Annotated in this window: 13 protein-coding genes; 6 read left to right on the top strand and 7 right to left on the bottom strand. The window is 32.3% G+C overall.

Going from position 1 to position 14,308, the window contains the following annotated elements; translation table 11 throughout:
• The first annotated feature begins 46 nt into the window (after nucleotides 1-46).
• The gene (locus ACH5TW_RS02775) at nucleotides 47-1,582 is read left to right on the top strand and encodes a YifB family Mg chelatase-like AAA ATPase (RefSeq protein ID WP_439334957.1); all 1,536 of its coding nucleotides are present in this window, start codon (nucleotides 47-49) and stop codon (nucleotides 1,580-1,582) included.
• 145 nt (nucleotides 1,583-1,727) lie between these two features.
• On the top strand, nucleotides 1,728-2,201 hold the full coding sequence (locus tag ACH5TW_RS02770; protein ID WP_439334956.1) for a hypothetical protein: 474 nt from the start codon (nucleotides 1,728-1,730) through the stop codon (nucleotides 2,199-2,201).
• A 92-nt stretch (nucleotides 2,202-2,293) separates the two neighbouring features.
• On the opposite strand, the gene ACH5TW_RS02765 is transcribed toward ACH5TW_RS02770, so the two are convergent.
• A complete protein-coding gene (locus ACH5TW_RS02765; RefSeq protein WP_439334955.1) occupies nucleotides 2,294-3,280 on the bottom strand; it encodes an AbiH family protein in 987 nt (328 codons plus the stop codon).
• Nucleotides 3,281-3,835: 555 nt separating this feature from the next.
• On the opposite strand from ACH5TW_RS02765, the gene ACH5TW_RS02760 reads away from it, so the two are divergent.
• Genes ACH5TW_RS02760 through ACH5TW_RS02745 form a run of 4 tightly spaced genes read left to right on the top strand, consistent with a single transcriptional unit; the run spans nucleotide 3,836 to nucleotide 7,382 of the window.
• Nucleotides 3,836-5,068 carry an Nramp family divalent metal transporter gene (locus ACH5TW_RS02760; protein ID WP_439334954.1) on the top strand — a complete coding sequence of 411 codons (1,233 nt, stop codon included), beginning with the start codon at nucleotides 3,836-3,838 and terminating at the stop codon, nucleotides 5,066-5,068.
• Nucleotides 5,068-5,808, top strand: coding sequence for a 5-oxoprolinase subunit PxpA (gene pxpA, locus ACH5TW_RS02755; RefSeq protein WP_439334953.1), 741 nt, complete (start codon nucleotides 5,068-5,070; stop codon nucleotides 5,806-5,808). The genes ACH5TW_RS02760 and pxpA overlap by 1 nt, the downstream gene beginning before the upstream one ends.
• A complete protein-coding gene (gene pxpB / locus ACH5TW_RS02750; protein WP_439334952.1) occupies nucleotides 5,795-6,544 on the top strand; it encodes a 5-oxoprolinase subunit PxpB in 750 nt (249 codons plus the stop codon). The genes pxpA and pxpB overlap by 14 nt, the downstream gene beginning before the upstream one ends.
• Complete coding sequence (locus ACH5TW_RS02745; protein WP_439334951.1) at nucleotides 6,525-7,382, top strand: 5-oxoprolinase subunit C family protein; 858 nt, start codon at nucleotides 6,525-6,527, stop codon at nucleotides 7,380-7,382. The genes pxpB and ACH5TW_RS02745 overlap by 20 nt, the downstream gene beginning before the upstream one ends.
• 550 nt (nucleotides 7,383-7,932) lie before the next feature.
• Here the strand turns inward: ACH5TW_RS02745 and deoD are convergent.
• The 6 genes from deoD to clpB form a co-directional block, all read right to left on the bottom strand.
• Complete coding sequence (gene deoD, locus ACH5TW_RS02740) at nucleotides 7,933-8,631, bottom strand: purine-nucleoside phosphorylase (protein WP_439334950.1); 699 nt, start codon at nucleotides 8,629-8,631, stop codon at nucleotides 7,933-7,935.
• A gap of 2 nt (nucleotides 8,632-8,633) precedes the next feature.
• The gene (deoC, locus tag ACH5TW_RS02735; protein ID WP_439334949.1) at nucleotides 8,634-9,302 is read right to left on the bottom strand and encodes a deoxyribose-phosphate aldolase; all 669 of its coding nucleotides are present in this window, start codon (nucleotides 9,300-9,302) and stop codon (nucleotides 8,634-8,636) included.
• A gap of 129 nt (nucleotides 9,303-9,431) precedes the next feature.
• Nucleotides 9,432-10,163 carry a deoxyribose-phosphate aldolase gene (deoC, locus tag ACH5TW_RS02730; RefSeq protein ID WP_439334948.1) on the bottom strand — a complete coding sequence of 244 codons (732 nt, stop codon included), beginning with the start codon at nucleotides 10,161-10,163 and terminating at the stop codon, nucleotides 9,432-9,434.
• A 194-nt stretch (nucleotides 10,164-10,357) separates the two neighbouring features.
• Nucleotides 10,358-10,852, bottom strand: coding sequence for an acyl-CoA thioesterase (locus ACH5TW_RS02725; protein ID WP_439334947.1), 495 nt, complete (start codon nucleotides 10,850-10,852; stop codon nucleotides 10,358-10,360).
• A 30-nt stretch (nucleotides 10,853-10,882) separates the two neighbouring features.
• Entirely contained in the window at nucleotides 10,883-11,479 is a 597-nt protein-coding gene (locus ACH5TW_RS02720) for a TetR/AcrR family transcriptional regulator (protein WP_439334946.1), read from the bottom strand.
• A gap of 165 nt (nucleotides 11,480-11,644) precedes the next feature.
• Nucleotides 11,645-14,257 (bottom strand): ATP-dependent chaperone ClpB, encoded by a 2,613-nt coding sequence (gene clpB / locus ACH5TW_RS02715; RefSeq protein ID WP_439334945.1) that lies wholly within the window; start codon nucleotides 14,255-14,257, stop codon nucleotides 11,645-11,647.
• Between the last annotated feature and the right edge of the window lie 51 nt (nucleotides 14,258-14,308).

The following is a 14,308-nucleotide window of genomic DNA, read 5'->3' as shown; positions in this document are numbered from 1 at the left end:
GTAAGTTTAAAATACATTTCTTACATTTAAGCAATAAAGAAAGAATATGCTTAAAAAAGTTTTTGCTAGTGCCGTGTTTGGTGTAGAGGCATCAACCGTTGTTGTTGAAGTTAATGTAGATAAAGGTGTAGGGTATCACTTAGTTGGTTTGCCGGATAACGCTATTAAAGAGAGTAATTTTAGAATTGCGGCTGCACTTCAGAATAACGGTTACAGAATTCCAGGGAAAAAGATTATCATTAATATGTCGCCTGCCGATTTGCGAAAAGAAGGCTCTGCGTATGATTTAACATTAGCAATAGGAATTCTAGCTTCAACAAATCAAATTAAAGCTGAAGATTTAGACAAGTATTTAATAATGGGAGAACTCTCATTAGACGGTGGCTTACAACCCATAAAAGGCGCTTTACCAATCGCGGTTAAAGCGAGAGAAGAAGGTTTTAAAGGTTTTATTCTACCAGCAGAAAATGCCAAAGAAGCGGCTATTGTTAACGATTTAGAAGTGTATGGTGTAGAGAATATAAAGCAAGTCATTAATTTTTTTGATAAAGGTGAACCTCTAGAGCAAACCATCATAAATACAAGGGAAGAATTTGAGAAAAATTTAGAGTTTCCAGAATTCGATTTTTCAGATGTAAAAGGACAAGAAGGTATAAAACGCTGTATGGAAATTGCAGCAGCAGGCGGACATAACATTATTTTAATAGGTCCTCCGGGAGCAGGAAAAACCATGTTGGCAAAACGTTTACCTAGTATTTTACCGCCTATGACGCTACATGAAGCTCTAGAAACTACTAAGATTCATTCGGTGGTTGGTCGTGTAAAAGACACAGGATTGATGGCGCAACGTCCGTTTAGGAGTCCACATCATACTATAAGCAACGTTGCACTTGTTGGTGGCGGAAGTTATCCGCAACCAGGAGAAATATCTTTATCGCATAATGGCGTTTTGTTTTTAGATGAATTGCCCGAATTTAAGCGTGAAGTTTTAGAAGTGATGCGTCAACCATTAGAAGATAGGGAAGTCACCATTTCCAGAGCAAAGTTTACAGTAACCTATCCATCGTCGTTTATGTTGGTGGCGAGTATGAATCCGAGTCCTGGTGGTTATTTTAACGACCCAAACGCACCTGTAACTTCTAGTCCTGCCGAAATGCAACGCTATTTAAGTAAAATTTCTGGTCCGTTATTAGACAGAATCGATATTCATATTGAAGTAACGCCTGTACCTTTTGAAAAACTATCAGAAGAACGAAAAAGCGAAACTTCAGTAGAAATAAGAAAGCGTGTTACCAAAGCTAGAGAAATACAAACGAAACGTTTTGAAGATTCTGATAACGTGCATTACAATGCGCAAATGAATGTGAAGCAAATTAGAAAGCATTGCGCTTTAGATGATGAGTCTAAACAGCTTTTAAAAACCGCTATGGAACGCTTAAATTTATCGGCGCGTGCCTATGATAGAATTCTAAAAGTATCAAGAACCATTGCTGATTTAGATGGTGAAGAGGTTGTTAACGGCTCACATATAAGTGAAGCTATTCAATATAGAAGTTTAGATCGTGAAGGTTGGTTGGGCTAATAAATTCCTGAGAAGGCAGGAATCTTTTGTTTGTCATTTATGTTGCCACTAAGCGGAGCTTAGCGGTAGCGGGATAATAAATTCAATAAATAATTGTATGAAATTAAAATCAAAGCTTATTCTTTTTTTATTTATTTTTTTGAACGTGATAAATATTTCTTATGCACAAGTAAGACCTGGTCTTTATGATGATTATGAAAGAGATACACTTCGAGGAAGGAATTTTGGAGATTTTATTAAACCCAAAAAAGCAATTTATAATTATTCGTTTTCTGAAGTAGATATTGTTCCAACTTTTGTTAAAAAATGTAAAGGGTTAGATAACAATGTAGATAAGGAGAAGTGTTTTGGGGATTATTTCTTTGAAATTTTAAGAAGAAGAATGAAAATTCCAGATGGACTTATAGAGAATAGACCTATAATTGTAGTAACAAAATTTACAATTAATGAATTAGGAGATATTGAAGATATAGTCATATTAGAAAGTAATGATTACACTAAAAAAGTTAAAAAGATTATCATTAAAGTTTTGAAAGCAATGCCAGATATAAAGCCAGCAATGATAGATAATCAGTTTGTTAAAGTAAATTATAGTTTTCCAATTAAAATTGAAAAATAATTTATGTTTTATTTTGCCACTAAGCTGATCTTAGCGGTAGCGGGGATAATTAAGGTGTGAAATATTAATAATATTTTAAGGTCAATGTTAAATTATTTAAAATTAAACATTTGAGTGTTGTTAATACTAAAAAATATTTGTTCTTTAAATTTATCAATTTCTGTTTGAGTTAAATTTGATTTATGGATAAAATCCATTTTTTTCTCATCTTCAATAATATTAACTTCTTGGGGTCTTCTTTTTGATATTACATAATCTTTTTCATAATAAAAAATGATTAAAAAACAGCCGTTAAGTAATTTATTTCCAATCTTTTCCCAAATGTAAGTATCGCTTTCCCCAATTGATGAGCCAAATACACAAATTAAATTAGCGTCAGAAATTCGATTTAAACACCAATCATCTATAGTATGCCTTTGTGCTTGGTTACATTCGCTTTTTATTAAAGTTTGTCTGATTTTTTGATTAGCCTTAAATTTTTCATTTTTGATTTGTGAAATATCATTAACACCTAATATCATTCTTTCGTCAAAGAAACCGTGTAAATGTTCAATTCTATTTATTACAACAGGAAAATTTCTACCTATTTTTTTTTGAATTTGAATAGGTTGGTTAGTGTAATTTAAAATGTTTTCAATAGAATGGGTGTAGTTGAGAGTAATTATATTAATATTCCATTGTGATGTATTCCAAATTTTTCGATAGGCTTTAATTTTAATATAATCAGCCCTTGTTAAATTTTCTTCTGGAAAAGCTAAGTAATTGTATATTTTATCTTTATTTATTTGTTTAAAATCAAAATCTTTTTCAGCCTTTTCTAAATAGTCTCCTAGTTTATCTTGAATATCATTATATATTATTTTAAATTCATCATAAGATTTTAGATGTTGGCAATATTTACCAAATCTTAATTCTAAGTCAGACCAACTGTTTACATCTATTTCAATGTCTTTCTTTAAATTGCTAATTAATGAATTTGAAGATTTAACATCAATATAATATTTATAAAACTCACTATATTTAGTCGGTATCTCAAGATTAATATCAAATCCATTTCCAATTATATAAACTATATTCATGAGTTTTAAATTTCTTACATAATAATATACAAACCTAGATATAAATTTTTATAATAGGAAAGTGACTTTTGAACATTGTTTACTGTTTTTTTAACAAAACAGATAAATCTGGATATTGAGCTAGTCTGATAATTCCCCAGCTACCGCTAGTTTGCAACTAGTGGCGACAAGACAGAGTAATCCGTTTTTACAAAGCATATTAATAAACAAACCAACTAAACCCACTAATTTAAAACTGTATTTAGCAGATACCTGCGTTAGGGATTAAACGGTCTGTTTGAGCTCCCCGCTCCCGATAGTTATCGGGAGCGGGAGCGAGTAGTGCAAGCCCGACCTTTAGCCTGAAATTAATTCAGGATGAAGGTAACGCCCAAAAAATGTAAGTTGTTTTCATTCCTGTTTTTTTGTAATTAATAATTCTTTAAACCTTTATTTTTGAATATGCTTTAAGGGTAATAGCTTAAAATCCTGTCTTAATTGATAAAAGAATCATTTTAAATGCTCATTGTGTATATTTAGATCACGAAATTGGTTTTTTTACAAATACACTCATAAATGATTAAGAATTGGTTTAAAAATATAGGCCCAGGACCTTTGGTGGCTGCAGCTTTTATTGGCCCGGGAACGGTAACGGTTTGCACGCTTTCGGGTGTTTCTTTTGGTTTTGCTTTGTTGTGGGCTATGGTGTTGTCTATAGTATCAACTGTGGTTTTACAAGAAATGGCGGTGCGTTTGGGTATTATTTCGCAAAAAGGTTTATCGGAAATTATAAGAAGTGAGGTTAAAAATCCTGTTTTAAAAACCTTAGCTAATGTATTAATATTATCGGCCATTGTTGTTGGGAATGCGGCTTACGAGGCAGGAAATATTAGTGGTGGTGTTTTGGGGTTAGAGACTATTGTTGGGAATCCTAATATGACTATTGCTGGTGTTTCTATTAATCTTTTAAGTATTGTTATTGGTGTTGTTGCGTTTGTTTTGCTCTATATTGGTAATTATAAAGTGTTAGAAAAAGTATTGGTAAGCCTCGTTATTTTAATGAGTGTTGCCTTTTTGGTAACGGCTATAATTACGCAACCAAGTCTTTCTAGTATTCTAAAAGGTGCGTTTATTCCCAAATTTCCAAAAGATAGTATTTTAACCGTTATAGGTTTAATAGGTACAACAGTGGTGCCTTATAATTTGTTTTTGCATGCCTCTTTGGTAAAAGAGAAGTGGCACGATAAGCGTGATTTAAAATACGCTAGAAAAGATACCGTAATAGCTATTGTTTTAGGTGGTTTGGTATCTATGTGTATCATTATTTCGGCAGCATCTATTCAAGCGCAAGATATTAGCAATGCATCTGATTTAGCGAAAGGTTTAGAACCTTTATTCGGTAGTTTTGCAAAGTATTTCTTAGCTATAGGCTTGTTTGCCGCAGGAATTACTAGTGCCATTACAGCGCCTTTGGCTGCGGCCTTTGTGGCGAGTGGTTGTTTAGGTTGGAGTACAAATATGCGTTCTAAAAAGTTTAGAATGGTTTGGATGCTTATTTTGCTTATTGGGGTTGTTTCGTCTTCATCTGGAATAAAATCTATCGAGATTATAAAGTTTGCTCAAATAACCAATGGTATTTTGTTGCCTATAATTGCAGGGTTTTTAATTTGGATTATGAATAAAGAATCTGTTTTAGGAAGCTATAAAAACAATATGAAACAAAACATTGTTGGTGTTTTAATACTAGGAATTAGTATATTACTCTCTGTAGCAACATTAAATAAAGTGTTTAGCTTAAATTTGTTTTAGTGAATAATTTTTCGATAGACATAAATGTTGATGTAGGCGAGGGCATGGGTAACGAACCTCAGTTATTGCCTTTGGTGTCGTCTTGTAATATTGCCTGTGGTGGTCATGCAGGAGATTTAGAAACCATGCATTCTGTGGTTAAATTAGCAAAACAGCACCGTGTTAAAATAGGCGCACATCCTTCGTTTCCAGATAGAGAAAACTTTGGTAGGGTAAAGATAGATATGTCTTGCGCTGCATTGTTTGCTTCGTTAAAGGGGCAAATAGAAGATTTACAAAGTATTCTTAGGAATGAGCATATAACCTTGCATCATGTAAAACCGCATGGGGCACTTTATAATTTGGCGGCTGAAGATAAAAAGGCTGCTTTAGTTATTATTGAGGTAATGAAAAGTTTTGTAGAACCTATAAAATTATATGTGCCTTTTCAATCGGTAATTGCCAAATTAGCGATTGAAAATAACATTCCCATTGTTTATGAAGCTTTTGCAGATAGAAATTATAATGCCGATTTATCTTTGGTTTCAAGAACAAAAAAAGAAGCTTTAATACATGATACCGATGTGATGTTTAATCATGTTTATGGTATGATTTTAAATGAAAATGTTACTGCTGTAACGGGTGGAAATGTTTCAATAAAAGCCGAAACATTTTGTATTCATGGTGATAATTTTAATGCTGTAGCATTGCTTAAAAAGTTGCGAATTAATTTAGAAAAGCAAGGTGTTGAAATTAGATAAATCAGTGGCTTTTAATCTTACATATAAACCGTTTGGAGAACGCTCAATTTTAATAGAATGGCCAGCACTTATTGATGAAACTATTCTACAAGATATTATTCGGTTTAAAGATTGTATTAATAGTTTTTGTATTGAATCTATTGTTGAGGTAAAAACTGCATACAGCTCGTTATTAATTGTTTATAGTAGTGTTTGTAGGAATTTTGAAAATAAGGTAGATTTGCTGAAAAACATATATAAATCTCGTGATTTAGAACATGACATAGTGTCAAAATCGTGGGTAATACCTGTGTGTTATGATCCTGTTTTTGGGATAGATTTAGATGCTATTGCTGTTGAAAAGAAGCTCTCAAAAGATGCTATAATTAAGCGTCATTCTGAAGCTGTTTATACCGTATTTTTTATTGGGTTTTTACCTGGGTTTTTATATTTAGGAGGTTTAGATGAATCGCTTCATATGCCTCGAAAATCGACACCAAGATTACAAATTGAAAAAGGTGCAATTGCTATTGGCGGACAGCAAACAGGTGTGTATCCAAATGCGAGTCCTGGTGGTTGGAATATTATTGGAAACACCCCTGTTGAATTTTTTAATCCGAAATTAGAATCACCTTGTTTTGCTAAAGCTGGTGATAAGATTATTTTTAAATCGGTTTCGTTAAAAACATATAACGATATTAAAATATTAGTTGAAGCAGGTGTTTATCAATTAGAAAATGTACGCATCAATGGTTAAGGTTTTAAAAGCAGGGTTTTATTCTAGTATTCAAGATTTGGGTCGTTTTGGGTATCAAGAATATGGTGTGCCGTATTCTGGAGTTATGGATGTGCTTTCGGCATCTATGGCTAATAGTTTACTTGACAATGATGTTAATTCAGCTGTTATTGAAATTACTATGACGGGGCCAACACTTCAGTTTTTTAAAGCAACTACTATTTGTATTTCGGGAGCCGATATATCTCCGCAACTAAATAAATTATCTTTAAAGCTTAATAAGGCAATATCAGTTAAAAGTGGCGATGTATTGTCGTTTGGTAAGTTAAATAGCGGATTTAGGTCTTATTTGGCTATTTCGGGAGGTTTTAAGACCGAAAAAGTAATGCAGAGTCAAAGTATGTATAAAGGCATTACAGATCGGTTTATGCTGTCTAAAGATGACGAATTAGATTTTGAAGAAAAAATAGTGTTAGCTAATGCTGCAAATGCCGCAATAAAAGTAAACGATTCACATTTTGATTCTAATATTATTGAAGTTTTTAAAGGTCCCGAATTTGATTTGCTTTCTCAAGATCAGCAAAAAGAATTGTTTTCTAAAGCGTATAGTATTTCAAAAGATAATAATAGAATGGCATATCAATTAGAAGCTGTTCTTGAAAACGATTTAAAACCAATAATTACATCGCCCGTATTACCAGGAACCGTACAATTAACACCTTCGGGAAAATTGATTGTTTTAATGCGAGATTGCCAAACTACAGGTGGTTATCCTAGAGTACTTCAATTAAAAGAATCGGCAATTAATGTGCTGTCTCAAAAATATACGGGACAATCTGTTTTGTTTGAGTTGGTTTGATTTAGAAATACTTTATGCGATTTCTCACATGCGTTCGAAATGACTCAGGAATTTGAAATAGAGTATTAGTTAATCATGTAGAATGAGGTGTGATTGAGGCATCACATTATTTAGAAAACCTTGTAAATTACTTGAACTATATTTTAAACTAGCCAACTAAACCTCTGAGAGTCTCTGCGAAATCTCCGAGTATCTCAGTGTTAAAGTATATCTTATGTCTTAAAGACTTTGTGACTTAGCGTCTTTGCGCGACAAGCATTATGCGATTTCTCACATACGTTCGAAATGACTTAAGAATTTTAAATAGAGTATTAGTTAATTATGTAGAATGACGTACGATTGAGGCATCACAATATTTAGAAAACCTTGTATATTACTTAAACTATATTTTACTAGCCAACTAAACCTCTGAGAGTCTCTGTAAAATCTCAGAGTATCTCTGTGTTAAAGTATATCTTATGTCTTAAAGACTTTGTGACTTAGCGTCTTAGCGCCACAAATATTATGCGATTTCTCACATGCGTTCGAAATGACACAACAATCTAAAATACTATGCCAATTCTAATGCAATCTCAATCATGTCTTTAAAGGTGGTTTCTCTTTCTTTACTCGTGGTTCTTTCTCCTGTTACTAAAGAATCAGAAATAGTTAAAATACTTAGAGCATTAACATGATGTTTAGCAGCAACTGTATATAAACCAGCGGTTTCCATTTCAACACAAAGCACACCGAACTTCGACCATTTTTTATAGGATTCGAAATCGTCGGCATAAAATTCATCCGAAGTAAAAATATTACCAGCTTTTATTGGAATGTTTTTTGTTTTTGCCGCATCAACGGCTTTTTGAAAGAGTTCAAAATTTGCAGTAGGCGCATAATCGGCACCTCCAAAACGAAGTTCATTAACGCCAGAATTAGAAGATGCTGCCATAGCTAAAACAATGTCTCTTATTTCAACGTGTTTTTGGTAAGAGCCTGCGCTACCAACTCGAATTAAATTTTTTACACCGTATTCAGTTATAAGTTCATGCGCATAAATAGAAATGCTTGGTACACCCATACCGGTTCCCATTACAGAAATAGGTTTGCCTTTATAAGTGCCAGTAAAGCCATACATACCTCTTACTTTATTGAAACAAACAGGGTTTTCAAAAAAAGTTTCAGCAATCCATTTTGCTCTTAACGGATCTCCAGGTAATAAGATGGTTTCTGCTACATCTCCTTTTTTCGCTTCTATATGTACGCTCATAATTAATATTCTTTTTCTAAGGTTGTGTTGCCTGTAACAATAGCAATTCCAGAAGACGTGCCAATACGATCAACACCTAAGTTAATATACTCTAGTGCAGTTTTTAAATCTTTTACACCACCTGAAGCTTTTATTTTTACTTCATCTTTAGCAATGTGCTTCATAAGTTTTACATCGTGAATGGTTGCGCCTCCAGTGCCAAAACCTGTAGAGGTTTTTATAAAATCGGCTCCACTTTGTATTGCTAATTCACTAGCTTTTATAATTTCAAGTTCTTCAAGATAACAAGTTTCTAAAATAACTTTTAAAGTATGATGCCTCATACTATTTTTAACAGCTTCAATATCTTCCCAAACGGCATCAAAATCTTTGCTTTTTAATAGGCCAACGTTTATAACCATGTCTATTTCATCAGCACCATCTAATATGGCTTGTTTTGCTTCAGTAACTTTGGCTTGTGTACTCATGGCTCCTAACGGAAAACCAATAACGCTGCATATTTTAATATCCGTATCTTCTAATAATTGTTTGGCAAAAGGGACATAACAGCTATTAACACACACTGAATAAAATTGATATTCTTTGGCTTCGTTACAAAGTTGTTCTATATCCTTTTTTGTAGCAATAGCCTTTAGTAACGTGTGGTCTATGTATTTATTTATAAGTTTCATTTTAATTGCTAATTATTTATAAAGTTAAGATTATTTTATGTTTGTGATATGACTTTTGTTAGATTTTAAAAAAAAAGGCTGAGTAAATCTATATAGATTTACTCAGCCTTTTTTTATTGAATTACTTTATTAGTTGCTTAACTTCGCTTTTAGCTCTAACTCGCTCTTTTTTTGTGCTTCTAAAAACTGTTTATATAATTGACTACTCTTCATTATTTTATTCTTTGTTAAGTCTTTTATAAGTGTCGATGTTCCAATTCTATCTGCTCCAGCTTCAATAAATTTTAAAGCAGTATCTAAATCATTAATTCCTCCGTAAGCTTTTATATTAGCATTATCCTTTATGGTTTTTTTTATAATTTTTACAGCAGTTAAAGTAGCGCCACTTTTAGAAAATCCAGTTGATGTTTTTATAAAGTCTGCTTTTGCGTCTAAAGAAATTTCGCAAGCTTTAATAATTTCATTTTTATTTAATTCTGAAATTTCTATAATAACTTTTAAGGGTTTTTTTCCTATAGCTAATTTCACATCGCTGATGTCTTTTAGTACAGAAACATAGTTTTTGCTTTTAAGTAATCCAAGATTCATAACCACTTCTATTTCATCTGCACCATTTTCAATGGCTTTTTTTGCTTCAAAAACTTTAGAGGTAGTAGACATGGCTCCCAAAGGAAAGCCAACAATAGTGCATACTTTTACATCTGTTTTTTCTAAAAGTTGTTTGGCAAGTGAAACATAATAACTATTGATACAAACCGAATAAAAATTGTTTTTAATCGCTTCATTGCAAAAATTAATAATTTCTCGTTCAGTGGCAGTTGGTTTTAATAGGGAGTAGTCTATATACTGTGATATATCCATTATAAGTAGGTTTTAGGGTCTTATTATGCTATTAATAAGTTGTTTGTAAATTTTTTAGATGTAGGTTTGGGGCCTTACATTTAAGCTAAAATATAAATACTTTTTTATATTTTTTAATAAAAATTGAAATATTAGACGAAATGCACATGTATTTTTTACTAACTGGTTTATTTTTAAAATGTTGTAATATTTAATTATATTTTTATTAATAAATTAGATTTTAGTATGTTAATTCGTTCTTCAAAAGTTTTTACTTCAAGAGGATTGTTGATGTTTTTAAAAAGTGCCATTAATTCTTCAGTATGTGTTTCTCTTTTTTGTGCAAGTAGGTTATAATGCACAAAACCACACCAAATTACAGACTTTAATTGACTTTTATTTTCATTATACATGCGCATTTCTGCAAGTATTTCACTATCATTAAAATTTATTAATTGAGATTCTATAATTACAGTTTCCATTAAAAGTGCTGGTTTTAAATAAGCAATTTGGTTGCTGCTAGAAACCCAGCTTTTGCCTTCTTTCTTCGCTATTTTATAAATATCTAAATTATAATTATCTAAGAGCGCATCTTCTCTATGGTTCATAAAATAATCTGTATAATTGCCATTATTAAGATGATTAAAAGGGTCGCAATCTTGAAATCTAATTTTTGTTTTACTTTCTAGTATTTTGGGTAATTGATTCATGAATTGTTTAATTTTTTATATAGAGAAATATTATATTTTTAATTCATTAATAATTAATTGCTCTATTTGATTCATAGTGTCTTTCATATATAATTCGTCATCCATGGTGTACGTCATAAAAATGGCACCTTGTATCATGGTATCTAAGCGTTTTGCATATTGCATAGCGTTAATTTCAGTGGAAATTTCACCTGCTTCAATACCATCTTCTATAATAGTGCATAGCTGATCTTGAATACGCTGTACCACATCTCTAACTTTTTTAAGTAATTCTGAATTACTATTATTAGCATCAACACCAATGTTTAAAACAGGGCAACCTCCCAATTCTTTACTAAACGGATAATATTTTCTATAAAAATCTGTAATTAGAAATAACTTTTGAATTGGGGAACTACTCAATTCTAAATGTTCCGATAATGGCTTCATTAATGATTTAACCATGTATTTAAAAGAAGCATAAGCCAACTCTTCTTTATTTTTAAAGTTGCCATAAATAGCACCTTTAGTTAACCCTGTTGCTTTAGTAATATCACTAATACTTGTTGCTGCATAGCCATTTTTGTTAAAAATAGGTGCCGAAACTGCTATAATGTGTTGTGATGTTAACGCTGCTTTTGATGTCATAATACTACAAATATACAAAAAATATACCAATCGGTATATTTTTTGTTTTAATAAATAAGAAAAGCAACAATCATCTAATTACAAGATTCATGTTGCTTTTCAACTAACCAACCACCTAATAGACTATTAATAACACAATATGTTACAAATAAAGTCTACTAAATTTTATAAAGCTTCTGTAACTAAGTCACTTTGATTTCTAAAAACGAGTTTATCATCAAAGGCATCTAATAAAATAATACTATCTGTTGTTACTTTGCCTGCTAATATTTCTTTACTTAAAGCGTTTAATACTTCTTTTTGAATGACACGTTTTACTGGGCGTGCACCATATTCTGGATTATAACCTTTGTCAGCTAAATACGCAATAGCATCAGGTGTGGCATCAAATGTAATACCTTGTTCTCCAATCATTTTTGTGATGCCTTTTAGTTGTAAACCAACAATAGCTGTTATGTTTTCTTTGCTTAAAGGTGTAAACATAATAGTATCATCTATTCGGTTTAAAAACTCTGGTCTCACGCTTTGTTTTAATAAACCTAATACATCTACTTTTGCTGATTCAATAGCAGAATCTATATCTTTAGTTGCTTCAATACGTTCTTGAATAATGCTACTTCCTATATTAGAAGTCATGATGATGATGGTATTTTTAAAATATGCAATACGTCCTTTATTATCCGTTAAATGCCCTTCATCTAATACTTGTAATAGAATGTTAAACGTATCAGGGTGTGCTTTTTCAATTTCATCTAAAAGAACTACAGAATAAGGTTTGCGTCTTACCGCTTCTGTTAGTTGTCCACCTTCATCATAACCTACATATCCTGGAGGTGCTCCTACTAATCGACTTACGGCATGACGTTCTTGATATTCGCTCATATCAATACGTGTCATAGCACTTTCATCGTCAAATAAATACTCTGCTAAAGCTTTAGCAAGCTCAGTTTTTCCAACTCCAGTCGTTCCTAAAAACAGAAAGGTTCCTATAGGTTTTTGCGGATTTTGTAAACCTGCTCGACTTCTTCTTACGGCATCACTAACTGCTTCAATAGCTTCTTCTTGACCTACAACACGTTTGTGTAATTGATCTTCCAATTTTAAAAGTTTTTCGCGTTCACTTTGAATCATTTTTGTTACAGGAATACCTGTCCATTTTGCAACAACTTCAGCTATATCATCATAAGTCACTTCTTCTTTTATTAAGCTATCGCTATTAGCTTGTTGATTAGAAAGTGTTGTTTGATAGGCTTCAAGTGCTTCTTGTGCTTCTTTTATTTTTCCATAACGTAATTCTGCTACTTTTCCGTAATCACCTTCACGTTCTGCTTTTTCAGCTTCTAGTTTGAAATTTTCAATATCCTGTTTGGTGTTTTGAATGTTTTCAACGACTTCTTTTTCAGATTTCCATTTTGCATTAAGCGCATTTCTGGTTTCTTTTATATTCGCTAAATCTGAACGAAGCGATTTTAATTTCGTTTCATCTTTTTCACGTTTAATGGCTTCAATTTCAATTTCTAACTGCATGATTTTTCTATCCAGTACATCTAATTCTTCGGGTTTAGAATTTATTTCCATGCGTAGTTTAGAAGCGGCTTCATCCATTAAGTCAATGGCCTTATCTGGTAAAAAACGATTTGTTATGTATCGAGTAGATAATTCTACCGCGCCAATAATAGCTTCGTCTTTAATACGTACTTTATGGTGAGTTTCATACTTTTCTTTAATACCACGAAGTATGGAAATAGCACTTTCGGTATCTGGTTCATCAACCATTACCTTTTGAAAACGACGCTCTAAAGCTTTGTCTTTTTCAAAATATTTTTGATATTCATCTAGTGTGGTTGCTCCAATAGCGCGTAGTTCGCCACGGGCTAAGGCTGGTTTTAAAATATTAGCTGCATCCATAGCGCCTTGTCCGCCACCAGCACCAACCAATGTGTGTATTTCGTCAATAAAGAGTACAATATCGCCTTCGCTATCGGTAACTTCTTTAATAACCGCTTTTAAGCGTTCTTCAAATTCGCCTTTAAATTTAGCGCCAGCAATAAGCGCTCCCATATCTAGAGCAAAAATTTGCTTGTCTATTAAGTTTTCAGGTATATCACCATCAACAATTCTGTGTGCTAAACCTTCGGCAATAGCTGTTTTCCCAGTACCTGGTTCTCCAACTAGAATGGGATTGTTTTTGGTTCTACGAGATAATATTTGTAGTATTCTACGAATTTCTTCATCGCGACCAATAACAGGGTCTAGTTTTCCGTCTTTTGCTAACTGATTTAAGTTTTTAGCATATTTGTTAAGCGAGTTATAAGTTTCTTCTTGACTTTGTGAGGTTACATTTTCGCCTTTACGTAATTCGTCAATAGCAGCTTTAAGTGTTTTTTCTGTGATGCTTTGATCTTTTAACATCTGCGCTATTTTGCTATTCGATTTAAAAACAGCAAGTATTAAATGCTCAATTGACACATAGTCGTCTTTCATTTTTTTAGCAATGATAGCCGCTTCGGTAAGTGTTTTTCCTGCTTCGCGAGAAAGCATAAGTTCGCTACCAGTAACTTTAGGAAAACTTTCTAATTGTTTGTCTAAAGCCTGTTTTAGAATATTAATGTTTACATTCAGTTTTTTAAGAATGAATGGGAGTACGTTTTCGTCAACTTCGAAAATACCTTTAAAAATATGTTCGTTTTCTATTTGTTGATGTCCAAAACCTTGAGCAATTTGTTGTGCTTGCTGTATGGCTTCTTGCGATTTTATGGTATAATTATTTAAGTTCATATGTATATTTTTTATGATTCCCATCAAGACGGAAATCTTTTTGTTATTGTT

This window comes from Thalassobellus sediminis, from assembly GCF_044386045.1.
GTDB lineage: Bacteria > Bacteroidota > Bacteroidia > Flavobacteriales > Flavobacteriaceae > Thalassobellus > Thalassobellus sediminis.
Note: the sequence above shows the minus strand (reverse complement) of the source record. Positions and strands in the feature narration are given on the sequence as shown.